At 57.9% G+C, this 24,556-nt stretch carries 14 protein-coding genes; 8 read left to right on the top strand and 6 right to left on the bottom strand.

Annotated features, from left to right (window positions below; translation table 11 throughout):
• Positions 1-32: 32 nt before the first annotated feature.
• Both AC1MEW_RS10275 and purU read right to left on the bottom strand, forming a co-directional pair.
• The gene (locus AC1MEW_RS10275; RefSeq protein ID WP_322269465.1) at positions 33-209 is read right to left on the bottom strand and encodes a hypothetical protein; all 177 of its coding nucleotides are present in this window, start codon (positions 207-209) and stop codon (positions 33-35) included.
• Positions 210-288: 79 nt separating this feature from the next.
• The gene (purU, locus tag AC1MEW_RS10270) at positions 289-1,137 is read right to left on the bottom strand and encodes a formyltetrahydrofolate deformylase (protein WP_201206202.1); all 849 of its coding nucleotides are present in this window, start codon (positions 1,135-1,137) and stop codon (positions 289-291) included.
• 339 nt (positions 1,138-1,476) lie between these two features.
• Between purU and mvaT the strand changes: the two genes are divergently transcribed.
• Positions 1,477-1,854: a histone-like nucleoid-structuring protein MvaT gene (gene mvaT, locus AC1MEW_RS10265; protein WP_007933316.1), complete on the top strand. Its 378-nt coding sequence runs from the start codon at positions 1,477-1,479 to the stop codon at positions 1,852-1,854.
• A gap of 101 nt (positions 1,855-1,955) precedes the next feature.
• On the opposite strand, the gene sbcB is transcribed toward mvaT, so the two are convergent.
• Complete coding sequence (gene sbcB, locus AC1MEW_RS10260) at positions 1,956-3,386, bottom strand: exodeoxyribonuclease I (RefSeq protein WP_480426193.1); 1,431 nt, start codon at positions 3,384-3,386, stop codon at positions 1,956-1,958.
• A gap of 186 nt (positions 3,387-3,572) precedes the next feature.
• Here sbcB and AC1MEW_RS10255 point away from each other — a divergent pair, with 186 nt between their 5' ends.
• The 7 genes from AC1MEW_RS10255 to AC1MEW_RS10225 all read left to right on the top strand — a co-directional run bounded on the left by AC1MEW_RS10255 (position 3,573) and on the right by AC1MEW_RS10225 (position 13,604).
• On the top strand, positions 3,573-4,298 hold the full coding sequence (locus AC1MEW_RS10255; RefSeq protein ID WP_323570181.1) for an RDD family protein: 726 nt from the start codon (positions 3,573-3,575) through the stop codon (positions 4,296-4,298).
• A complete protein-coding gene (locus tag AC1MEW_RS10250; protein ID WP_322269469.1) occupies positions 4,295-5,272 on the top strand; it encodes a stage II sporulation protein M in 978 nt (325 codons plus the stop codon). The genes AC1MEW_RS10255 and AC1MEW_RS10250 overlap by 4 nt, the downstream gene beginning before the upstream one ends.
• Positions 5,259-6,803, top strand: coding sequence for a DUF4129 domain-containing protein (locus AC1MEW_RS10245; protein ID WP_322269470.1), 1,545 nt, complete (start codon positions 5,259-5,261; stop codon positions 6,801-6,803). The genes AC1MEW_RS10250 and AC1MEW_RS10245 overlap by 14 nt, the downstream gene beginning before the upstream one ends.
• The gene (locus AC1MEW_RS10240; RefSeq protein WP_323570182.1) at positions 6,800-7,963 is read left to right on the top strand and encodes a DUF4350 domain-containing protein; all 1,164 of its coding nucleotides are present in this window, start codon (positions 6,800-6,802) and stop codon (positions 7,961-7,963) included. The genes AC1MEW_RS10245 and AC1MEW_RS10240 overlap by 4 nt, the downstream gene beginning before the upstream one ends.
• On the top strand, positions 7,960-8,958 hold the full coding sequence (locus AC1MEW_RS10235) for an AAA family ATPase (protein ID WP_201206214.1): 999 nt from the start codon (positions 7,960-7,962) through the stop codon (positions 8,956-8,958). Before AC1MEW_RS10240 ends, AC1MEW_RS10235 begins: the two co-directional genes overlap by 4 nt.
• 154 nt (positions 8,959-9,112) lie before the next feature.
• A complete protein-coding gene (locus AC1MEW_RS10230) occupies positions 9,113-10,444 on the top strand; it encodes a DUF58 domain-containing protein (protein WP_480426192.1) in 1,332 nt (443 codons plus the stop codon).
• A gap of 139 nt (positions 10,445-10,583) precedes the next feature.
• Entirely contained in the window at positions 10,584-13,604 is a 3,021-nt protein-coding gene (locus AC1MEW_RS10225; RefSeq protein WP_480426191.1) for a hypothetical protein, read from the top strand.
• Between the two features lie 141 nt (positions 13,605-13,745).
• Here AC1MEW_RS10225 and AC1MEW_RS10220 read toward each other — a convergent pair whose 3' ends face one another.
• The 3 genes from AC1MEW_RS10220 to AC1MEW_RS10210 form a co-directional block, all read right to left on the bottom strand.
• Complete coding sequence (locus AC1MEW_RS10220; RefSeq protein WP_480426190.1) at positions 13,746-14,291, bottom strand: hypothetical protein; 546 nt, start codon at positions 14,289-14,291, stop codon at positions 13,746-13,748.
• 48 nt (positions 14,292-14,339) lie between these two features.
• A complete protein-coding gene (locus tag AC1MEW_RS10215; RefSeq protein ID WP_480426189.1) occupies positions 14,340-18,941 on the bottom strand; it encodes a Tc toxin subunit A-related protein in 4,602 nt (1,533 codons plus the stop codon).
• A 148-nt stretch (positions 18,942-19,089) separates the two neighbouring features.
• The gene (locus AC1MEW_RS10210; protein WP_480426188.1) at positions 19,090-24,501 is read right to left on the bottom strand and encodes a Tc toxin subunit A; all 5,412 of its coding nucleotides are present in this window, start codon (positions 24,499-24,501) and stop codon (positions 19,090-19,092) included.
• Positions 24,502-24,556: the final 55 nt, after the last annotated feature.

The following is a 24,556-nucleotide window of genomic DNA, read 5'->3' as shown; positions in this document are numbered from 1 at the left end:
CCGAAGGCTCGGGCCGCGTTCGGACGATCTTTTCAGGGTTTAATCCTTTCATCGTCGGACTCGGGCTTCAACTCCTCCCACAACTCGGCCGCACCGGGAAACTCTGTCCCGTCTTCCGGGCTCATCTCATCCGGATCATAACGACTCAAACAACCCTCGCCCAACGTGGCGGGCGCCTTGGAAGTGGCTTTATCCAGTGGATCGGCCATGGTCATGTCCTTAGTGCTGAAACGGCGAAGGGCCTGAGCGATTGAACGCCCAGGCCCTTCGAATTTCAACCGTGCAGTGTTAGAACACGACAGTTTTATTGCCGTGCACCAGCACCCGGTCTTCCAGGTGATAACGCAGACCGCGGGCCAGCACCATCTTCTCGACGTCGCGACCGAAGCGCACCATGTCTTCGATGCTGTCGCTGTGGCTGACACGCACCACGTCCTGCTCGATGATCGGACCGGCGTCCAGTTCTTCGGTGACATAGTGGCAAGTGGCGCCGATCAGCTTCACGCCACGCAGGGAAGCCTGGTGGTACGGCTTGGCACCAACGAACGACGGCAGGAAGCTGTGGTGAATGTTGATGACTTTGTGGGCATATTCGCTGCACAACGCTGGCGGCAGAATCTGCATATAACGGGCAAGTACTACCACTTCGGCATCGTGCTGTTTGACCAGGCGCGAAACTTCGGCGAAGGCCGGCTCTTTGTCTTGCGGATTGACCGGTACGTGGTAGTACGGAATGCCATGCCACTCGACCATGCTGCGCAAGTCGTCATGGTTGGAGATCACGCAGGAAATTTCGCAATCCAGTTCATCACTGTGCCAGCGGTGCAGCAAGTCAGCCAGGCAATGAGATTCACGGCTGGCCATCAACACCACGCGCTTTTTCTGCGCAGTGTCGGTAATACGCCAGTTCATCGAGAACTCTTCGGCTATCGGCGCGAACGCTTCGCGCAAAGCCTCAATACCAAAAGGCAGCGAATCGGCACGAATTTCGTGACGCATGAAGAACCAGCCACTGAGATTGTCCGAGTGATGGCTCGCTTCAGTGATCCAGCCGTTATGTGACGCCAGAAAGTTACTGACTTTAGCAACGATGCCGACGCGGTCCGGGCAAGCAATCACCAGCCGAAAAGTGCGCATGAGGGTCAAACTCCAGAACTTCGCAAAGGCCGCCATTCTAGCGATTGCGCAGCAAAACTGCAGTATTGATGACGCCTTGCCCGGCACGCCGTTCAGCGACAGGGGGTTCTGGCAGCGTCACTGCCCTCGCGATGGTGTTCTTGTAGCCCATCTTCAAGAGAACAATTGTGAATATCTGTGATGACTACCCTGACACTATTTAACAATACATCGGTTTTGTGACCGGCTCACCGTAACTAAATTAAATAAACTCCGGTTAAATGTTTACTTGATGAAACACCCTGACTATTATTGCCGCACTGTCCCCTGCCATCCTGCGTCCTACATAAGGTAGTCCTCATGTCCTTGATCAACGAATACCGCGCCACCGAAGAAGCTATCAAAGAGCTGCAAGCCCGTTTGAAGAACCTGTCCCAAGACGACAAACTGCAAACCGAGCTGGAATTCGAAGGCAAACTGCGCACCCTGATGGGTGAATACTCCAAATCCCTGCGTGACATCATCGCGCTGTTGGATCCAGAGTCCAAAACCAAAGCACCACGCGGCGGCGCAGTAAAAACTACTGGCACCAAGCGTGCTCGCAAAGTTAAACAATACAAAAACCCGCACAACGGCGAAGTCATCGAAACCAAAGGTGGCAACCACAAAACTCTGAAAGAGTGGAAAGCCAAGTGGGGCGGTGACGTGGTTGAAGGCTGGGCTACCCTGCTGGGCTAAGCCGCAACGCCTGTCGCAGACTGATTTCGCGACTCAAAAGAACGCCAGCTGATGCTGGCGTTTTTTTATGCCTGAGGTTCAGGCAACCTTCATGTTCGAACTCAAAGGCTCAAACGTTTGCGTAATACCTGGACATAATCCTGCCACTCATTGAGCACCTCTTGCTGAATCGATGTAGCACTAATCGCCAATTGGGTGGCTGCCTCTGCAAATGATTCCAGGGTATTTGGCGCTCCCCATTCAGGCGCCGACAATCGTTGCTGACAGAATATTCGCCAGCGTTCTTGCTCTTCGAAATTCAACGTATCGGGAAAGTTGCGTGCGCGATATCGAAACAATAATTCAGGTAAACGTTCATCATCGAACGGCCATTGTTGTTGCGCTAATTGTGCAGGGTCAGCGGCTCTGACTTGCTCACACAAACGCCGATCCCGATCTCCGATAAAGCCATCGTATAACTGTTGCTCCGGGTCCTGGCTTGATGAGAAATCGTCGCTGGAATAAATCGCCGCGACTTTATCTCGCCAAACTTGTTGTGCGTCACTTAGCCGCAGCGCCCGTTCCTGATATAGCGCCATATCCAGCCCCAGGCGTTGCTGATCTTCAGAACGAAGTACCGAGAGCGGTGCCACCACCGGGCATTTGTTGATATGAATGAGTTTGAGCGGCACCGGCAACTCGCCGTCGGCCAGATCATCGCGGCGGGTATACAGGCGCTGACGCAGCGTCTCAGCATCCAGATCGAGCAAGCCCTGGGGATCGAGGTGCAAGTCGCAAACTATCAGTGCGTTCTTGTTGCGCGGGTGCCAGGCCAACGGCAGCACCACACCCACATAGTGGCGAGCCGCCGAAAAACGCCCGGAGATGTGCACCATCGGTTGCAGCAGCCGAACCTGATCCATCACCTTCTGTTTACTGCGTAACTGGAACAGCCAGTCATACAGCTTCGGTTGTTTTTCCCGAATCAGACGGGCCAGGGCAATGGTGGCGCGCACGTCCGACAAGGCCTCGTGGGCGTTGCCATGATCGATGCCATTGGCCACCGTCAGACGATCCAGCTTGAGCGTCACCCGTCCTTCGTCATCCGTAGGCCAGCTCAGGCCATCGGGACGCAAGGCATAGGCTGCGCGCACCACATCAATCAGGTCCCAGCGGCTGTTGCCGCCCTGCCACTCGCGGGCATACGGGTCGAAAAAGTTTCGATACAGGCTGTAACGGGTCATCTCGTCGTCGAAACGCAACGTGTTGTAACCCGCCCCACAGGTACCGGGGGCCGCGAGTTGGGCATGCACCCGCGTCATGAAGTCGGCTTCGCTCAACCCTTGCGTGGCCAGGCGACTCGGCGTGATACCGGTGATCGCGCAGGCAGCCGGATGCGGCAGGATGTCATCGCTGGGCTGGCAGTAAAGATTGACCGGCTCGTCTATTTCATTGAGTTCGAAGTCGGTGCGAATCCCCGCCACTTGCAGCGGGCGGTCACAACGGGGGTTGATGCCAGTGGTTTCATAGTCGTACCAGAAGATGGAGGTCACGGGCTGTTCCTGAACTGAAGACCGACGAAGTCTAGGCGCAGACAAGTCGCTGCGGCCAGTCAATCTGTCATTCAATCACCTCTGACAACTCACCGTGCAATACATAGTTATGTCGTTTCCCCCCGAGAGGCTGCTAGCATCGGACGAAGATTGAATCCCGACCCGGCCCCATCATTCAGGTTGCCCATGCTCGAGAGCACAGCACTGCCAAGGAAAGCGACGCTGTCCCCGCCACTGGACACGCGGTATCAAGTCGAAACGCCCGAAGGCATCGACTTGCCACTGCGCCCGGCCGGGCTGATGATCCGTGCACTGGCGTTCTCCATCGACCTCGGGCTGCGCGGGCTGATCCTCGGTTTGCTGTTCACCGTTCTGGCGTTTCTCGGCAAACTCGGTGCCGGGCTGGGCTCAATCCTGCTGTTCGGGGTCAGTTGGTGGTACATGGTGCTGTTCGAGGTGCTCAATCAGGGTCGCTCGCCCGGCAAGCAATGGATGGGTTTGCGGGTGGTGCAGGACGATGGCACGCCCGTCGGCTGGTCGGCCTCGTTGCTGCGCAATCTGCTGCGTTTTGTCGACCTGTTGCCGTTCGGCTATTTCCTCGGGGCCATCAGTTGCCTGCAACACCCGACCTTCAAGCGCCTCGGCGACCTGGCCGCCGGCACGCTGGTGATCTACAGCGAAAAACCGCTCACCCGCCCCGAACTGCCCGAAGCCCAACCCCGGCGCCCGGTGTTTGCCCTGACGCTGACCGAGCAACGCGCCATCCTCGGTTTTGCCGAACGCCAGGGTGAACTCTCCGGTGCCCGAGTCCAGGAACTGGCAACCGTCCTCGCTCAACCGTTGCAGGTTCCAGCACCACAAGCGGTGACTGAACTCAACGGCATCGCCCGCAGCTTGTTGGGCCCCGCATGAAGCAAAGCCTGTTCGAAAGTCGCCACAAGGCCGAATGGGAGCAGTTCGCCCTCATGCTTGACCGGTTGGAACGGGGCAAGGAAGCCTCACGAATCGCCAGTTTCCCGAAAGACTATCGACGCCTCTGCCAACACCTGGCCCTGGCCCGCGAGCGCGGCTACAGCAGTTTCCTGGTGGATTCGTTGCAGCATCAGGTGCTGCGTGGCCATCAACAGTTTTATCGGCATCGCAGCCAGTTGGGGGCCAACGCACTGGCGTTTATCCTGGCCGGTTTCCCGCAACTGGTGCGCCAGCAGTGGCGCTTTGTATTGGCTGCCGGCCTGATGTTTTTTGGCAGCCTGATCGGCATGGGCTTGCTGGTGTACCTGTTCCCGGACCTGATCTACAACCTGATCCCGACCGAGCAGGTGACCGAGATGCAAAGCATGTACGACCCCGTTGCCGGGCACCTCGGGCGGTCGGCCGAACGGGCGGCCAGCGAAGACTGGGTGATGTTCGGCTACTACATCATGCACAACATCGGTATCGCCTTTCAGACCTTCGCCAGCGGTTTGCTGTTTGGCCTGGGTAGCGCGTTTTTCCTGTTCTTCAACGGCTTGACGATCGGTGCGGTGGCCGGGCACCTGACCCACATCGGTTACGGGCAAACCTTCTGGTCATTCGTGATTGGCCACGGGGCCTTCGAGCTGAGCGCAATCGCCCTGTCCGGCGCTGCCGGCCTGCAACTGGGCTGGGCGCTGATTGCACCCGGGCGCCTGCCTCGGGCCGAATCCTTGCGTGTGGCGGCGCGTAAAAGCGTGCTACTGATTTGCGGGGTCATGCTGTTTCTGCTGATTGCTGCGTTTATCGAAGCCTACTGGTCGTCCATGACCGCGCCTACGCCAATGACCAAATACCTGGTCGGTGCTGCGCTCTGGTTGTTGGTGGCGGTATACCTGCTGTTTGCCGGACGGACCCGCCATGCGCCTGAGTGACGCCACCGTGGTGATTCGCCCGCGCATCACCTGGGAAGCCATGGACCTGGGCGTGCTGATGAGTCAACGGCACCGTCGCCTGTTGATGACCAGTTGGGCCATCGTGACCTTGCCGACATTCGCCGTGCTCAGCCTGCTGTTGTGGGATTCGCCGTCGCTGGCCGTGTTTATTTTCTGGTGGCTCAAACCGGCGTTCGAACGACTGCCGTTGTACATCCTGTCCCAAACCCTGTTCGGTGAAACCCCCACCCTCAAACAGGCCCTGCGCCAATGGCCGCAACTGCTCAAGCCACAACTGCTGGCGAGCCTGACCTGGCGACGCCTGAGCCTGAGCCGTAGCTTCGTGATGCCAGTGGTGCAACTTGAAGGCTTGAGCGGTATCGCGCGACAACAGCGTCTGCACGTATTACTGCAGCGCAATGCCGGCGCCGCGCAGTGGCTGACGATCATTGGCGTGCACCTGGAAAGCGCCTTGTGGATCGGCTTGATGGTGCTGTTCTACCTGCTCCTGCCCCAGCAGATCGAGCTGGACTGGAACTGGCAAACCCTCATCGCCGCGGCCAATCACGACTGGCGGTGGCTGGAGCACCTGACCAACGCCTTTTACGCTCTGGTGTTGGTGGTGTGGGAACCGATCTACGTCGCCTGCGGCTTCAGCCTTTACCTGAACCGACGCACGGTGCTGGAGGCCTGGGACATTGAACTGGTGTTCCGTCGGATGCGCCAGCGCCTGAGCGGCGCGGCAGTCGCCGTGTTGCTGGCGGTGATCGTATGCATACCGACGACGCAAACCGTCTGGGCCGCCGAGCCGGTCATTTCACCGGACACGCCGCGCCTGCTGGACCAGCCCCTGACCAGTCAGGCGTCCCGGGACAGCATCAAGGCGATCCTTGATCAGCCGCCGTTCAAGAACAAGGAAACCGTTACCCGATATCGTTTTGGCGAAGACAAAACCACCACCAAAACCCCGAGCGATGGCAACGCCCCAGAATGGCTGAAGACGCTGCTTGGACTGCTGGACAATCAACGTTTCGGCGCACTGGCCACGCTGATCGAAGTGCTGTTGTGGGGCGCGGTGATTGCTGCCGTCGGGCTGTTGATCTGGCGTTACCGCGAGTGGTTGCAGGCGTTTGTCAGCCGTCGACCGGCCTTGCGCAGCAAGGTGAATCGCCCAGTGCCCAAGCAGTTATTCGGGCTGGACGTCCATCACGAAACCCTGCCCGACGACGTTGCCGGGAGCGCCGAAATCCTCTGGCAGTCCAACCCTCGGGAGGCCCTCGGGTTGCTGTATCGCGCCCTGCTCAGCCGCTTGCTGCATGACTTCAACCTGCCCTTGAAAGACGCCGACACCGAAGGCCAGGTGCTGGTGCGCGTCGCGCAGCTGCAACAGCCGGCGTTGCTGGCCTTCAGTCAAAGCCTGACCCGTCATTGGCAGAACATGGCCTACGGGCACCGCTTGCCACCGGCGCAACTGCAACAGGAACTCTGCGACGGCTGGCGCGCGCTGTTCACCCCGGGAGCCGCCCATTGAGCCGGCGTGGATGGCAGGCGCTTGGCGCGTTGTTCGCGGTGTTGCTTGGCGCGTTGTGCGTGTATCTGTACCTCAAGGCCACGCCCTATCAGGAAGTCGTCGATCACGGCGCCTCCCCCGAGGCCCGGGCCAATCCCTACCTGGCGGCGGAGCAGTTCCTGCGCAAACAAGGCCTCGCCGTTACTCACGCCAATAGCCTCGACGTGCTGCCCGGCATCGACCCGCGCCAACACAGCCTGTTGCTGCTCGGGGACCGCTCGACCATGACCCCGCGCCAGATCGATCAGGTGTTGAACTGGACCCGGGCCGGCGGCCGTCTGCTATTCGTTGCCGAATCCTTGTGGGATGAAAAGACTGGCCAGAGCAATGACGTGCTGCTCGATCGAGTGCAACTGCACCAGATCCTCAGCAAAGACCTCAAGGACCCACCGCCCGACCCCATCGACGATCCGTATCCAAAACTGACCAAGCTCTACCTCGAGGACGAAGACGCCCCGGCTTACGTCAGCTTCGATACCGAGTTCCATCTCGAAGACCCGAAAAATCTCGCCCAGTCCTGGGCCAACAGTGGCAAGGCCACGCACATGATGCAGCTGGACCACGGGCTCGGTTCAATCACCGTGGTCACCGACGCCGACCTGTGGAAAACCCCGGCCATCGAGAAATACGACAATGCCTGGCTGCTCTGGTACTTGAACGCCGACACCAGCGTGACGCTGCTGTACAACACCGATCACGATTCGCTGCTGACCTTGTTGCTGCGCTACTTTCCCCAGGCGCTGGTCGCCCTCGCAGCGTTGATCATCCTCGGTTGCTGGCATGTCGGTGTACGTCAGGGTCCAATCCTTGAGCCCGCTCCAAGGGCACGCCGCCAACTTCAGGAACACTTGCGCGCCAGCGCCGATTTCATGTTGCGTCGCAATGGGCAGAACAACCTGCTGCAAGCCTTGCAGCAAGACATTTTGCGCCGCGCCCGACGCCGCCATCCCGGCTTCGAACAATTGGCGGTTGCCGAACAATGGCTGGTGCTCGCGCGCCTGACCCGGCAACCCACCCGCGCCATCAGCCAGGCCCTGAGCCCACGCCCGAAACAGCGGCTGTCCAGCGCTGAATTCAGCCGTCAGGTCGCCCACCTGCAAACCTTGAGGAATGCCCTATGAGTGAGATCGAGCCCGGCACACAACAGCACGCCGCCCAGCAGCGCCAGCGCGCCAGTCAATTGGCCCAGGCCGTGCGCAGCGAATTGCAGAAGGCGGTTATCGGCCAGGACACCGTGATCGATGACGTGCTTACCGCGCTGATCGCTGGCGGCCACGTGTTGCTCGAAGGCGTGCCCGGCCTGGGCAAAACCCTGCTGGTCCGCGCCCTCGCCCGCTGCTTCGGCGGCGAGTTCGCGCGCATCCAGTTCACCCCGGACCTGATGCCCAGCGACGTCACCGGGCACGCGGTGTACGACCTGCAAACCGAGCAGTTCAAACTGCGCAAGGGACCGTTGTTCACCAACCTGTTGCTGGCCGACGAAATCAACCGCGCCCCGGCCAAAACCCAGGCGGCGCTGCTTGAAGCCATGCAGGAACGCCAGGTCACCCTTGAAGGGCGGGCACTGCCCATCACGCAACCGTTCATGGTGCTCGCCACGCAAAACCCCATTGAACAGGAAGGCACGTACCCACTGCCGGAAGCCGAGCTGGATCGCTTCATGCTCAAGGTGCGCATGGACTACCCCGACGCCGAGCAAGAGCTGGACATGGTCCGCCAGGTCAGCCGCTCGACCCGGGCAGATATGCTCGACGTGCAGCCCTTGCGCACGGTGTTGCAGGCCAAGGATGTGATGGCGCTGCAACGCATCGCCAGCGACTTGCCCCTCGATGAACAGGTGCTCGACTACGCCATCCGCGTGGCCCGGGCCACTCGCTCCTGGCCCGGCCTGACCCTCGGCGCGGGCCCGCGGGCCTCCATCGCCCTGGTGCGTTGTGCGCGGGCGCGGGCGTTGTTGCGCGGTGGCGAGTTTGTGATTCCCGACGACATCAAGGGCTGTGCGCTGGCGGTGTTGCGCCATCGGGTGCGGATCGCTCCGGAGCTGGACATCGAAGGGCTGGACGTTGATCAGGTGCTTGAGCAACTGCTCGACCAAGTGCCGGCGCCGCGCCTGTGATCAAGGTCTTGCACATAGCCCCTGTGGCGAGGGAGCTTGCTCCCGCTGGGCTGCGAAGCGGCCCCAAAATATCAGGTCGAATGCGTTCTGCGGATTTACGACTGCTGCGCAGCCGAGCGGAAGCAAGCTCCCTCGCCACAGGATGTGCGCGGCTATGAAACCCTCGCGCCTGCTGCTGATCTGGCTCTCGGTGCTGCTGGGCCTGGGCATCGTGCTCGGTGCATTGCGGGCGCTCGAAATAGCGATGCCGCAAAACCTGCAATCGATCAGTTGGGCGCTGCTGCTGGCGCTTTTTACACTGGCCGTTCTCGACGCCATCCGCCTTAAACGCCTGCCCTCGCCGCGCCTCAAACGGCAGATGCCCGGCAGCCTGGCATTGGGTCGCTGGGGGGACGTGCAACTGGAGGTCGAGCATGATTTTGCCCAACCACTGAACGTGCAGGTCTTCGACTATGCCCCCGATGGCTTGAGCTTCGAACACCTGCCTCAATCCCTCGAACTGCAACCCGGTCAACGCAGCCTGATCAGCTATCGCCTGCGCCCTCTGCGGCGCGGCCACTTCGCCTTCGAACACTGCGAAATCAACCTGCCGAGTCCAATGGGCTTGTGGTCCGACAAACGCCTGCTGAAGGTTGCCGACACCACCCGCGTCTACCCGGATTTCGCCCGCCTCTATGGCGGCCAACTGCTGGCGGTGGACAACTGGCTCAGCCAGCTCGGCGTACGCCAGCGCCAGCGTCGCGGCCTGGGGCTGGAGTTTCACCAACTGCGCGAATTTCGCGAAGGCGACAGCCTGCGGCAGATCGACTGGAAAGCCACCGCCCGCCAGCGCACGCCGATTGCCCGGGAATATCAGGACGAACGCGACCAGCAGATTATTTTCATGCTCGACTGCGGACGACGGATGCGCAGTCAGGATGGCGAACTCAGCCATTTCGACCATGCGCTCAATGCCTGCCTGTTGCTCAGTTATGTAGCGTTGCGTCAGGGTGATGCGGTGGGGTTGTGCACGTTTGCCAGCGAGCAAGCGCGTTACCTCGCGCCGGTAAAAGGCGCCGGGCAACTCAACGTCTTGCTTAACACCGTTTACGACCTGAATAGCAGCCAGCGCAGCGCCGATTACCAGGCTGCTGCCAACCAATTACTGACCCGGCAGAAATCCCGCAGCCTGGTTGTATGGATAACCAACCTGCGAGATGAGGACGATGAAGAACTGCTCAGCGCAGTCAAACTCATGAGCCGCAAACATCGGGTGCTGGTTGCCAGTTTGCGCGAACAAATACTCGACAACCTGCGGCAGGAACCGGTGCAAACCTTGACCGAGGCATTGAATTATTGCGGGACCGTAGACTACTTGAACGCACGCAACGAATTGCATGAACGACTGGGCGCCCATGGAGTGGCGGTGCTGGATGCTCGCCCCGAGGAGTTAGGAACGAATCTGGTGACGCGGTATTTGAGCTGGAAGAAAGATGGGGTGTTCTAGCGCTTCCATATCGCCTGATATCCAACTCGATGGCCAGATATAGCAAAAGAGCCTAATCGACCTGTAAGTTCTGACAGTAGCCCGTTTCTGAATAGCTCCCGATAGTAGAGTTATTTCATCGGTCAACGGGAGACCGCTCATGGCACAGAATCAGAACCCCAAGGCAACTGCTACCGGCTCGTTGTACTTTTGCTATGGCGCTGAGCACACCTTCGCTATCAAAGCCGAAGCCGACAGCCCGTGGATCAATCAGGGCGTGAAACTGGATCGGGATCCAAACCTGCCTGCGTTGCCATTTACCAGCATTCCTGCGGCCAACACTTATCAACCTTTTGGTGAAGCCGGTGTTACCTGGACGGTCAATTGTCCCCGGGCGGCGTCTGATGCGGCGGTGCAGCCTTTCCAGATGTGGGTCCAGACCGAGTTCACTTCCCCTGCCTACAAGATCTCGGGCTCGTCGGGGCATCACCGCCTCAAGTTTCTCGATATCACAGGTAATGAGCAGTTTGTGGTGGTCGAGTATGACGAGGAAGCAACGCTGAAGGCTCGGGAAGTCAGCTATTACACTGACCAGCCCGTGCCTTTTCCGGCGAAGTGGGTACTGGGAAACCAGCAACTGGGTCCGGCCATACCCGATAGTAACGGTGCAGTCACACCTTTGGTTTTCAAACCGGTCGAAGGACGCTCATATCCGATCATTCTGGAAGTGCCCAGTCTGTATTACGAAACAGGTTACGCCCGAGTTGAAATCCCGGTGACCGCACTGGATGTGACGCCTTGGAACAATATGGCCACACTGCAAATAAATGGCAAAGCGGTTCCCGAAGTTGTCGACATTGGCCCCATCTGTACCCGCGGTAAATCCAACACGTTGAAGCTGGTGAATCCGAATTGGATTTTCGCAAACTCAATTCTCACACTGAAGTCATCCAGCGATTTGGCGGCATTGGGCATTACCGTTCCTGATTTGAATATCGGCAAACCGGTGCCTTCGAACGAAACGGAAACCGATTGGCTCATCAATTCCACACCGACGGCGGCTAAAAGTGGCTTTTTCACACTCGAACTGGCTTGTTCAAGACTCAAAAAAAATTGGGACATCCATGCTCGGGTGATCTCGGAGAGCCTCGCGGATGAAGTCTCAAAGATCGAGGTGCGAGACCGGCCAATCTCGGGAATGGGCGCACTGTTTTTTCCGGATGAAACGGCAGTTCTGAGATTGACCTTCGAGCCGTGGATGCGCGGCCTCAATGTGAAATTGACAGAAACAGGCGCCAGCCCGGGCAATGTTTACGAGCCAGCGCTCAACACCTCTCGCGCCGTACCGGACAACCTGCAACTTGAATGGAAGGTGACCGGCAAAACCGTGGGGGCGTTCACTCTCCAGGCGATCTGCGACAACACCCCCACAGCCCTGACCATCAACAGCCGAATCATCTCGAAACTCACAGCCGATCAATTCAAGTCGATCAAGCTCAACAGCGTGGCCATCGGAGATCTGAGCAACCCGAACCTGACGTTTTTCCGGACAGACACCTATGTCCTGGAACTCGAACCGGTGCCAGGCGGTTCACTGCCGGGAATGAAAGTCGCTTTGGTGGCGGATGACCTCAACCCGGACCTGGGCATGACATTCAACCCTCCGCTGGGTGAAGAGCAACTTATCCCGACCTCCCCTGGTGGTGCATTACCGAAATGGACCATCACGACGACCAACAAAAGCGGCTTTCTCGATCTGCAGTTCAAGTTCACGGAAACCGATGAATTGTTTCCACTGCCCTCTCGAGTGTTGTCCAAAAACTTGCTGGATGAAGCGGAGGTCACGATCGACAACGCGCCCGTCCCGGCAGAGGGCAATGTGTTTATCCGGGGAACGGCTCAGGCCCTCACGCTGACACCCAAACCGGGTAGCCCATTGGCCGGCCATCCGGTGACGCTGACGTGCAGCATCAAAAGCGGACTCGATCCGGCGAACGTCACCAGTGCGCCGGCCTACGGCAGCGCTCAAACCACTTATAGCTGGAATATCACCGGGGCTTCCAAAAGCGGCACTTTCCAACTGAGCCTGGCCGGGCAAGGCATGACCACGCCGATCGATGTGGCGATCAGTAAATTATTGTCGGATAACCTGGCCGATGAAGTGGAGGTCAAGATCGCCAACGCGCCCGTCCCGGCAGGGGGCAATGTGTTTTTCCGAGGAACGGCTCAGTCCCTCACGCTGACACCCAAACCGGGTAGCCCATTGGCCGGCCATCCGGTGACGCTGACGTGCAGCATTAAAAGCGGACTGGATCCGGTGAACGTAACCAGTGCGCCCGCCTTCGACAGCGCTCAAACCACTTATAGCTGGAATATCACCGGGGCTACCAACAGCGGCACTTTCCAGCTGAGCCTGGCCGGGCAAGGCATGACTACGTCGATCACTTTGCCTATCAGTAAATTGCTGTCGGATAACCTGGCCGATGAAGCGGAGATCAAGATCGCCAACGCACCCGTCCCGGCAGGGGGCAATGTATTTATCCGGGGAACGGCTCAGACCCTCACGCTGACACCCAAACCGGGTAGCCCATTGGCCGGCCATCCGGTGACGCTGACGTGCAGCATCAAAAGCGGACTCGATCCGGCGAACGTCACCAGTGCGCCGGCCTTCGGCAGCGCTCAAACCACTTATAGCTGGAATATCACCGGGGCTTCCAAAAGCGGCACTTTCCAACTGAGCCTGGCCGGGCAAGGCATGACTACGCCGATTAATGTGGCGATCAGTACGCTACTGTCGGCCAACCCGTCTGACGAACTTCAAGTATTGGCCCCCAGTAGTCCCTTGGATGGTGAGCCCATTCATATTCCAAACAATGTTGCAGGACTGGTGGTTTTTTTCAGGGCGATTGTCAGCAGCCCGACTGACGGTGCGCAGATGAAACTGGCTTGGGAAGTTCCGCCTTCCAATTCGGGTATCGGTCTAACACCGGACATGCAGATAGAACAAATGATCACCACGGGAAGAAATGCATCTTGGGCACTTTACATTCCAAGGGTTAGACCTAGTGACTCTTTCTCGATCAAGGTTGAATGTTCTGTTTTGCCCTCGTCGTATCTGGTAATTCCCGTCATCGTAGACCCTGCCGTCTCCGTAGACCCGGCCGTCTCGGACGGTATCTAAACAGCCCCATCTCGACACGGACACACAACTTGAATTGCCCGGGCTACCGCCCGGGCAATCGCCGACCTCCAATAATCATTTTGACTGGAGAACCGCCCGGTAAATCGGGCTCGCTCTCACAGGATGCGTGGTGCGCTTATCTCACGCAGGCACCGGATATGACCTGTCATCAACTTGCAAACTCGCCAACTTCAGCGGCACAAGATGCAGCTGCACGTCGATGTCAGTGATGCGCAATGCTCTCGATTCGGATTGTTCGGAAGGTCCTAGCAACTCCACCGAAATAGCTCTGTCGTTCGCCACCGCTTTCGCGATGGGGTAGTCGTAAAACTCGTTCCAGGTGGCCAGTGTATCCTCGGAAACTTTCCTGCCACTCAAGTCGATATCATCGACTGTTCCGCTGCTGGTCTTCAGGATCACCTTGGAGCCGGCACCCGCGAGATAGTTTTCATAAACAAAGTTAATCTTGTAGGTTGCGCCTTCGAACTGGCGCGCAGTCAAGATTGCCGTTTCAAACGTCTGGCCGACGGTGGCCTTCATCACCAGCGCCAGGTACTGACCGTAGTCAGGATCGCCATAAGTCGCGACAAACCCGTCGTTATTCAAGCGTGGCCAATTCTCTCTCCAGCTATCAGAAAAGCGCCCATCGGTGATCAGATTACGGCCGCGAATTTCGTCTTCGTTCATGATTGGTGCACCTCTTGTTGATCCATCGCCAATGGGCTGTTCTGCCCGTCAATCACCCAATTTATCCAGAACTGCATCGGTGTAAGCCGTACCGCCCGTCTTCGCCAGATAGCGCAGTGTCACGATGATGTCCGTCAGGCTGTCGAGCAGGTCTGCTTGCTCGGGTGAACCGGGCCGTGGAATCTGCAGTTGAAAGCTCGATACGGCACCCGTGCCTTCGAAGGGCAGGTAGCGCTCATCACCAAACATCAACTGGTGCAGGCCGGCATCATTGATGCCGGTACTGACCCCGACCTGCTGGTGACTGCGCAAGTTGAGCAGGATATCCAGCGGCGGCATGCGGTCCCGTTCTCCATACAGGTACTCAAGCGAATCGACATTGGCCTTGAGCACGGTGAGGCTGCCGGTTTGCATCAGCGTTGCGCGCACATCCTGATAAGGGCCAAGTACCACCGGCAGGGACAACTCGACGCTGGTGATTTGCCGGCAGTAATGGCCAGGGTAATCACTGTCGAACATTGGCTGGGGGAACTCGAAGTCCAGTTTGCCTTTGCGTAATTCGACCAACACCTGTTCCCAGGTTTTCGTGCCCACGAACCGGCCCTTCTCGAATAACTGGCGCAAGGAAACGGTCTTGGTCAATTCCAGGCGCCGTTCATTGCGGTTCAGGAAGTCGCGCTCCAGTCGCAGCAAATCGAGTTGCATGGACTCGCCCGCACTCAGGCCGTGGCGATTATCCATCCACACATTGGGGCGGATGATCCGTGAATCGAAGTCACCCATCTCGTACTGCCAACTGGCCTCGGCACTCAGGCACATCCCTACCACGGCGTCATAGCACTGGAAGTACAGAGTGGCCATCTGGCTTAGCAACCAGCGGTACAGTTCGACGTTGGTGGCCCGGGTTTTGTAGAACGAATAGATGTCCTGGGCCTGCTCGTTGGCTTTTTGCGTCTGTGCCAGGCTGGCCCTGGCGGCCTTTAGGGTGTGGTCCTGGGCTTTAAGTTGCTCTTCGATGACCGCCAACTCACTTTTGGCCTGGGCTTCGGCAAAGCTCCATTCCTGGCCTCGACGCTCGTAAAAGGCACTTCGCTGCGCAGCTTCACCCAACGCATAGGCGCCTGCGCCAAGTATCGTCAGGACGTTTCCCACTTCTGCTACCGGCGCTCCACGATCCCCTCCCTCGGTACCGATGAGTCCAGCAGGGAACGGACCTACCGGCCCCGCAAGTGCCTGTTCCTTGATGGATCCGGTAATCACGCTCCCCGCTGTACGAGGAATAATCGCAGCAGCCCCCAACAACTTGCCGGTCAGTGCTGCCACATCTCCGGCGATTTCCAAACCCAGCAACCAATTCCCGTTGAGGTCCTCATAGTGTTTAACCCGCTCTTCAATGGTTTTTTTACTGAGTTTGAGCGCCTCTCCCGAAGCCTCCAGTTGCTTGATCGTCTCTTCCTGAATGGTTTTGGCATGGGCGCCGAGCGCAATGACATGGCTTTGCTGCAATTCCTCCAGTTGCCCGCGATCTCGCAACTCCATCAATTGACGCACTTCCCGGCCAAAGCCGATCAGCGTCTGCACAGCGTTTTGCGCCGACGCCAGCATCGGGCGGAAGCGATAGTGCGGAATGTTCAGCCAGCCACCGGCGTTGCGTGAGGAGCCCGAAGAACCGCCGGCCTGCGCACGCAGCAGATCGAGTGGATTGGTCGGCGGCGCATACAACGCCAGCATCATCGGCTTGCCGTCGATGGTCAGGTTATGCCGCATGTTCCATAGGCATTCCCCGATGTATTTCCAGATGCCCAACAGTTGATCGTTGACCGGTGGACGAAATTCATCCAGCAACAGAATCTCGAAGTCCGGGGTGCCTTCCACCCGCGCCGGCAGATTGGCGACATCCACCTCCAGCGATTGGCTGAAACGGGTCAACAACGAAGCGACGGCTTCATTGGACGCACCGATAATCTCATCCGCCGTTTTGGGCACCCAATGGTTCATCGCCTTCGCGGCAGGGGCATTGCCCATCAGCGACAGAGCCCGCACATACTGCAGTTTCGCCGCTGCCAGGCTGTCGCGGGTCAAGCGGCGATAGAGCGAATCCGCATGGGCAATAATGCAACGCACATAACTGACAAAAATAGTTTTGCGGTAGTGAGTCCGGTCGGCAAAGGCGATCGCATCCGGATCCACCAGCCCCTTGGCCTCCCAGCCGGAGAGCCCCTTCTCCAGCAGTGGACGGCATAGCCAGTAACGATCACTGGGGCGCACCGGTGTGCCGGACGATACGCGCAGGTATGGGTTGAAGATGTACTGATACCAGCGTTGCGACTCTTGATAGTTTCGTTCTTCACAGAGCCGATGAGCAATCAGGAACGGCAAATGAAAGAACAGCTCCCAGTAAAAGGCGCCGTGGGCACTGTTGAAGTCGATGGCTGTTTTCGTCGCCCCTACAGGAGGCGGTTCAAGGGTGTCCTGGGTCGCACGGGACAGCACCTCATCAATGGAGATGGCGGCTTTGGCCACCAGTTCCGGGCCGAACAGCGAGTTAAGGCGTATCCACGGGACGCCGGCAATAGCCAGCGGCCGGATATCGAGAAACTGTGCGCCGGAGGCCTGCTTGCTGAGCAGCGGCACATTGCTGGCATTGGGGATTTGTTGGATCTGGATGTCATAACGGTCGCGGCCATAACGACCGTCGGCGTCCTCTCCCCACACGACACTTAATTTTTTACCGACTGGATTTCCCGTCCAGCGGTATTCGATCCACGGGGTTTGAAACCACCCTTTCAACTCGCCGGTCTCTTTCCATTGGCCGGGAAGGAGGGTCGTTCCGTCGATCACTTTCAGTGCCAGTGCCACGGTCTCCGCTTTCTTCATGACGGAGAGTTGATTATTACCACTACTTAACGGCAGATATTGAGCGCCCAACTGAATAGAAAACCCCGCGCCTCCCCGGATCTCACTCTCACGGTACAGCCACAGCACTTCCAACTGTTGAGGCGAAAGCATCACATCTTTTTTAACCGTGACCCATTCCACGGCCGTAGTGAAATCCTGTGCTTTAAAAGTGGCGATCGGAACAGGTTTCCCATCGGCGCCATCGAAACATAACGAAAAGTCAAAACCCACATTGGACTGGTGGAAACAGGTCAGTTTTATCCCTTTGGCACCCACCTTGGAAATTTCAAAATAAGTGGTGATCGTATTGACTTCTTGTTTAACGACGAAAGCGATCTCCTTCAAGTCATACTCAGGTCGCGTCAGGTCACACACCCCTTGCACCTGTAAAACATTGACGGTTTCAAGTACGCCCTCAAGCGAACTTTGTCGGCTACTGAAGTTGATATTCAATGAAAGAAACTTGTTCAGCAGGCCATCTCGCGTCTGGTCAATCGCTGCCACTGCCGCCGGTGCTACACGATCTTGACTGAGCACCGCCGACTCACTGAGCAATAGCTTGTGCTGCAAACCATTGCCGTTGCCAAAGCGCCCGTTGGCCAACACTTTAAGGCTGGCGATATTCGGCGGCACAACCTCGAACAGTGCATTCCTCGAAGCAAATATCCAACCGTGTTCCTGGTCATCCGCGGTGGCCACTGCCTGAGCGGGCGGCAAGTCCGTGGTGGTAAAACACACGGCCAATAGATCATCGACATCTTTCTTCAGCCCGGCATACGTCACGACCACCAGCCGCGCGGTGTCTTCAGAGGCCTTGGCAAATTCTTTTTTGCCCAGGCTCAAAGGCGCCGACCAGATCCCGTTCACCGCCAGGTAGGAAAGTTTGGCCTCAATCGACCAGGTGCCTTCAGTGACGATGTCATTACCTTCATCGTCCTTTACCTTCGTGTCCGGGGCTTGTTCGCCCTCGACCTGAACCACCATCAATCGGCCGGCAAAAAATACCGGCCTCATCGCCAGCACGGTCGCGGAGGCGGGAATACCAATGGGCTTCCACTCGGTCCAGGCCGCCGGATCCAGGAATGTACTAGCGGAATTCAACTCGACATGAGCCTTGCGCCAGAAGTAGCCGAAAGGTTGCACCCGTTGCCGGCCGATGAAGTAGTAATCGGCGTCTTTGAAATTTTTGCCCTTGCCAGTCTCCGTACCGTCGATGCTATCGATATACGCCGACACCAGATCCAGGTTGCACACTTCTTCGAATTGCTTGAGGTGCTCAAACAGTGCCATCTGCACCGATTCATCGCTGAGGCTGGCCTGGCCCAGGTTGTTTTCCAGTTCCTTGAACGAATCGGATTTATTCAAGCGCAACGTCGGGTTGATCCAGTTTTCCGGATAATCGAGCAGCATCTGGTAACCGGCGAAGTCACTGATATTGCTGAATCGCTGATGCCAGGCGATTAGTTCATCTTTGGAAAAGTCTTTGGTATGCCCGGGCTCCAGGCCGCCATAGATGGCGCCGATATACAGTTGCATACAGGCAATGGCTTCGGCCAGCCGGGAACTTTCCATTTCCTGGCCCATTTGGGTATCGAGCAACAAGTACTTATACAAATCATCCAATGACGTCAATTTAAGCTTTTTATTGTCCGGCTGACCTTCATCCAGCTTCGGTGCAACTTGCCCTAGATAGTAATCCGCCAGGGCCATGCAGCGGCGTTCTTCCAGCGTACCAATAATGGTCTTATCCATTGCGACTCTCCTGTTATGCGGCAGGGCGCCCGGCACTATTCAGCGGGACATAAACTCAATCAGTCACGCGCCGAACAATACGTTGCCTGACAACCAAACTAGCAGCACAGACAAATTAAAGTTGAGGGCTCAGCCAGCCCATCTCCGATCAGCTTTTATAAACAACGTTTATCGTGAGATCCGGACTAAGCCAAAGTTTGTATATTCCATCAACATACGTCCCGACGCTTATAGAAACATTCGAACTTACAGGTAGGATCGAATTAAACTGAATCCGCCAGCGACCATCACTATTCACCATTCCTTGAGCGTAAATGGTGCCTGCGGAGCGGGGCTGCACCATTCGGACCTCTACATTTGCATTAGGCAGCGCCAACCCCTCGGCCCAAGACTCAGTCTGGACAGTGCTACCTGGGGCGGGACTAAGGACTATTGGCGCGCTCACCAAAGCAATGTTTACCGTAACGCTGATATCTGCTGCCCAAGTCTGCGTCGAATCTTCGCGCTGTTGTTTAACCGACAAAACATGCGCCCCAGCCGTCATAGGTTCGGCAACCCGCAAATACCATTTCCCGTCATCGCCTACATAGGTACGCCCCAACTGCGCGCCCTCCCTCCCCGCGAATACCGAAACCTGCCCCCGCGGGCTGCCCGTCCCCATAAGCAATGGCTGGATCTCTACCGTTGCATTACTGGCGGGAGTCGTCACAACCATAGGCGTTGCATCGGCACTGACAATCACATTCACATCCGCCGCCCACGCCTCAGTCGTGTCCACATGCCGTTGCTTGACCGACAACACATGCGGCCCTGCCGACAGAGGTTTAGACGGCCGCAAAGCCCACTTTCCATCATCACCGACACTGGTACTGCCCAGCACAGGCGCGTCTTTTGCGCGACCTTCGAACACATAGATTTGTGCCGATGGACTGCCGGTCCCACTCAGCAATGGCCAAAGTTCGACAGTCGCGTTGTTGACAGGAGCCAGCACCACCGGCGGTGGCGCATCCAGGCGACCAGACAACACCAGCCGCTGATCCAGTCGATTACAGAAGAAGGTCAGGTCGAAGGCGCCGTTACGCAGGTCCTTGCAATCGATGTCCCAACTGAGTTTGCTCTTGTCGCCGATCACCACATAGGCACCGGTTGCCGGGGTGAAGATCATGCCCAGACCTTTGGCCGAGTAGTCACCGTTCCAGACCAGCATCGCGCGGGCATCGGTAAGATTGACCCCTGGCGGCAAGTCGATGTCGAGGGTGTAATCGTGCCCACGGATAAACGCCAGTGGAGCGCTGGTTTGGGTCTGGTTGGTCGTGGTGTCGGTCAATGTGTAGGCCCAATTGATCGCCGGTACGACCCTGAGGGTAAACGTGCGCTTGTCCTCCGGTGTACTGCGTCGATCGGCCGTCACCAGATAATCCCCTGCCGTCTCGACTTCGAAGGGGAAGGTGGAACGCCCCAAGGCATCGGTCGGGTAGTTGACCGCTTCGACCACCGTCCGGTCCGCTTGCCCTGCGGTTTGAGCCGTCACCGTCCACCAGATCGGGCAATTGGCAACCAGCCTGGCCTGGTTATGCGCGGCTTCCCGAGTCTCGACCCACAACAGGCTAGGCGTGCCGGAGTCCGCCACCGGATAGGCGTAATCCACGGACTCCCCGTGAATCCGTACCTCGCTGGCCACATAAACATTTATCCGCCGTTCCCCTCCCTGGACCCTGGCAATATAAATCTGCGGTCCTGCTGTCGGACTGGACACCGTGAACGTAGCGATCCCGTCCACGCCAGTGGTTACTGATCCAATCTCTGTGTCCGGGGCGGCATCGGAGTACAGCTTCACCACGGCGTCCTTTGAAGGCAGCTTGCCAAGACCCACCACCTCACAACGAATGATCAGCGGTTGCCCGACGACGGCCATCGACGTCACTTCCATCAGCCTGACCGAGGGCCTGTCGACAAACGTGATACCGGTAATAATCCTTGGATCCTTGTCGCTGTAGCTCGCCACCACGCTCGCATTCGCCACCGGTTCCGTACTTTTGATTCGCGTGCGGGCGAAACCGTCTTCATCGGTCAATACCACCAGCGGGTCGACTATCAAGCCCTTGCGACCGGCAAACGTGACGGCACGCCCGCGCCCTGGGTTCCCGTGGACGTCACGCAGACGTATGAACAGTGAGAAATAGCCCTCGCCGCCCGCCAGGTACTCGCCCTCTGGTAGCGAAACGTCGCTAATGCTGAAACCCAGCGAGGCTTCGTCACAATCGATCAGGATTTTTGGTGCGTAAACCACCTGGCCCAGACCGTAGGTGCCCTTCACTTGAACCACCCCCATCCACGGGCCCTTTACCGGTTTGAAACGGACCACGGCACGCCCCTCGTAGTCGCTGAAGGAGGTTTGCTCCAGCAGGCCGACGCGATCACAGGTCCAGCTCACGGTGATGTTCGGCAACACTTGATCGGTCAAATCACGCAGGGTCAATTCGACCTGCGCGAATTGACCGTTCACATTGGCGATCAGGGTATCGTTGATGCATCTGACGGTATGCGTCACGCTCTGCCCCAGCTCACCGAACACCTTATCGTGGCCGTCCACCGAGGACTCGCTCAAGCTTTGCAGCACCTGCTCCGCGGCACTGCGACACAGGCCCTTGTCCGTGTCGTGGGTCAGTAATCCCAGCTGAATGATGGCCTTGGCATCCATCCCGCTACGGACCGCCAGACCGCGAATCCGGATGAGGGTGTCAAGCGTCGGCAAATCCATGACGATCGGCTTGGAGGACGACAGATAGAGCGTACATTCGAGCACTTCCCTCACGCCCCATTGCACCACCTCGGCCAGTTCGCTCGCCGCTGAATCGCGGATCAGCCGCAGATCTTCCGGCGTCAGGTATTCGGGCAAGGCGTTGACCAGTTCCAGGTAGTGCAGCAGTTTTTCCGCAGGCTGCCCGGTGTGCGTGACCATGCGCTGGAACAATGTCAGGTAATACATCGTGCCGAGGCTCAATTCGTCGGCATACTTGAGGCCCAGCCACTGCCAGTTCTGCCGGGTCGTCAGCGCCACCAGCATGGCGGAACTGAGTGCCAGTTTTTTAACCACATCCGCGCGCCGCTCCAGCAGGGCCAGCAACGTCAATACATCATCGCCCAGCTTGATCTGGTCGGAGCCCGACGTCACCGCATTCAGGGCCCGGATGGTTTCCCTGAGCAACAGATAGTTTCCGCCCTTATCGACCCATTTGAGTAACGGCAAAACCAAGTCCGCATCCATGTTCAGATACACCGACAAACTTTCCTGAACCACCGCATTCTGTGCGTCACGGGCTTGCAGCAGCAGCGCCAGGATCGCCGTACAGGCAGACTCGACGTCCCTGTCCGGCACGCCTGCCAGCGTCACCGCCGCCTCGATCTCCCCGCGAGCTATCCCCTCATAGTTATCCAGTTCGACCAGGCTCAACACCAGCCCATCGCGATCGACCAACTCTTCGAGCAGGTGCAGCCACCCGTCATAGTCCGGGTTGCTGTTGGCCGGCACACCGGCGGCGTGCAGCGCCTCCTCCGATAAACGTACCGGCAGCAGCCGCTTATGAACCTCCTGTACCAGGGCGACATTCGATTCGGTCGCCATGGGTGGTGCAATCACGGGCGCCAGATGTTGCACCAGCCAAGGCACCGTCAACAGGTTGTCCCGGCACCACTCAATGCAGGCCGGCGCCGCGTGCAAGACACTCAAGATGTCGCCGGTGTGATTGACGCCGCTCACAAATACGCGTGACTCGCTCAACACCGCTTGCAATAACTCGCCCGCACCGCGGTCACTCAAGGCTTCAAGCATGGCTGCCAGTTCGATGACATTGACCTTGAGAAACGAGGCCAACAGCGCGATGCGATAAAAAGAAGAAAGCACCGCCAGACTGCAGGGCAGTTGATTGACCTGGTTATGGCTTTTGGCAACAAATCGTGCCAGGTACCGCCAGGCTTCGCCGTTGAAACCCAGGCTCTCGCAAATCTTGTTGACGACCAGCTTGTCGACGTCGGTTTGCGGATCGATGGCGAACATGTGACCGTCTACACGCAATGGCGTATCGAAACCGCTATGCACATTGAAAATCCGGTCGAACTGCGAAGGTTGCTCGCCTCGTCCGTAGGGAGATACTTCATCGATCAAAGCAGCGAACTGCTCGGCTGTGCATTTGTACTGTTGGCGAAACTCCTGGAACAGACCGATGGCGCGCAGGGTGTTGTGAGTGATCCGCAGCGGCGTCGCTGGCGCAGGGTTTTCGTCGGTCGGGGCGCGGCGCTCGGCGGTGATGGCGGCGACGATCAGTCGATCACATTCGTCGGGCTGCAACTCCAGCCAACGTCCCAGCCGCAGCAGCCGGTTCATCCGTTCAAAACGGTTGTCGCTGGCATTCTCAAATTTTCGGGTTGTGTTTTTGATCGGCGCTGACAAATCCATCGCGGCAGCAGCGCCTTCGTTGATGAACACCGAACCGAATACCTTCGGTGACACCGTTGTCGTTCCAGACACGTTAGCCGAGCGTTTGGGGGCGAAATCTTCAATCGACAACAGCGACAGCAGTGCCTGGGTATCAATCGAGGTCTGGGCACAGAAGTGCACCGAGTCCTCCAGGTTCAAACGTGCAGAGCCATAGTTGTTCAGGTAAAAGAGTCTGCTCTGCTCCGCTGGCGGATTGGCGGGCATGAAATTTTCGGTCAACAGGCGCTGCCCTTGTGGCCCGATGTTGCACGATTGCCGCAAGGCGATATCGGACAGATTCCCGTGATTGGAGGACTGCTTGAAGTAGGGTGCGGTTGGATCGATGGTGCGCACCACTTCCCCCAGCGACAGCTTGTTCTCCTTCAGGACTTGCCCCCACTGCTCGGCATACCATTCAAACGGCATGGAGCGGAACGGAAAACGGGTGTCCAGCAACACATCATCAACCACATGGTCCTGGAAGGCCGCCGCTTCGATGAACGTTTTGATGATGTTTTCCAGCACCTCGCTGACCAGGCCCACCGTCGATTTGATTTGATACATGCTCACCGGATCAATGACCAGATTGGCGATATCCGGACGTCGGTCCTGGAGGGGCAGTAACGACGAATTACCTTCTGCACGCGTTTCCAGCGCCCGGGCCAGCATCACCAACTTCACAAAATACGAGGCCGGCGAGATCGTCGAGCCGACACCGTCGGCAGGGCTGAGGTTTTCCCAATCGGGTTCGAACAGGTCGTCGAAGCTGGGCGTGTCCACCCACGACGTAATGCCGGTCTGGTGCAATGGATTGGCGGACACCTGGCGCACCAGGCGCTGCTCGCGAAACTGCCGCGCCACATGCACCGCAAGGCTGGTCGCTTTGTCCATCAGCGTTTGCGCATCCAGGCTGTGCAAGCCAAACGTATCTACCACGCCTTTTCGACCCAGTTTCAACAGGTCGAACACCGAACCACCCTGTTCGATAAACGCCTGGACCTCCTCGGAGGTCGATTGAACATCGGCACTGGGCGCCAGCCTGAAGAGTTGTTCAAGTGCTGGATTGGTGAAGTCCTGACTCATCATGTTTCTCCTTCAGCCTGGCGTTAAAAAAACGACAGTCGATAAAAACGAATGC

Source organism: Pseudomonas sp. ASL4 (genome assembly GCF_056680395.1).
The sequence above is the reverse complement of the archived record's forward strand: the minus strand, read 5'-3'. Positions and strand labels throughout refer to the sequence as shown.

What these genes read in the sequence shown, in the direction of transcription:
- AC1MEW_RS10275 (WP_322269465.1), bottom strand. Translation starts at nt 209, where the DNA reads ATGGCCGATCCACTGGATAAAGCCACTTCCAAGGCGCCCGCCACGTTG.
- purU (WP_201206202.1), bottom strand. Translation starts at nt 1,137, where the DNA reads ATGCGCACTTTTCGGCTGGTGATTGCTTGCCCGGACCGCGTCGGCATC.
- mvaT (WP_007933316.1), top strand. Translation starts at nt 1,477, where the DNA reads ATGTCCTTGATCAACGAATACCGCGCCACCGAAGAAGCTATCAAAGAG.
- AC1MEW_RS10255 (WP_323570181.1), top strand. Translation starts at nt 3,573, where the DNA reads ATGCTCGAGAGCACAGCACTGCCAAGGAAAGCGACGCTGTCCCCGCCA.
- AC1MEW_RS10250 (WP_322269469.1), top strand. Translation starts at nt 4,295, where the DNA reads ATGAAGCAAAGCCTGTTCGAAAGTCGCCACAAGGCCGAATGGGAGCAG.
- AC1MEW_RS10245 (WP_322269470.1), top strand. Translation starts at nt 5,259, where the DNA reads ATGCGCCTGAGTGACGCCACCGTGGTGATTCGCCCGCGCATCACCTGG.
- AC1MEW_RS10235 (WP_201206214.1), top strand. Translation starts at nt 7,960, where the DNA reads ATGAGTGAGATCGAGCCCGGCACACAACAGCACGCCGCCCAGCAGCGC.
- AC1MEW_RS10230 (WP_480426192.1), top strand. Translation starts at nt 9,113, where the DNA reads ATGAAACCCTCGCGCCTGCTGCTGATCTGGCTCTCGGTGCTGCTGGGC.
- AC1MEW_RS10225 (WP_480426191.1), top strand. Translation starts at nt 10,584, where the DNA reads ATGGCACAGAATCAGAACCCCAAGGCAACTGCTACCGGCTCGTTGTAC.
- AC1MEW_RS10220 (WP_480426190.1), bottom strand. Translation starts at nt 14,291, where the DNA reads ATGAACGAAGACGAAATTCGCGGCCGTAATCTGATCACCGATGGGCGC.
- AC1MEW_RS10215 (WP_480426189.1), bottom strand. Translation starts at nt 18,941, where the DNA reads ATGGATAAGACCATTATTGGTACGCTGGAAGAACGCCGCTGCATGGCC.
- AC1MEW_RS10210 (WP_480426188.1), bottom strand. Translation starts at nt 24,501, where the DNA reads ATGAGTCAGGACTTCACCAATCCAGCACTTGAACAACTCTTCAGGCTG.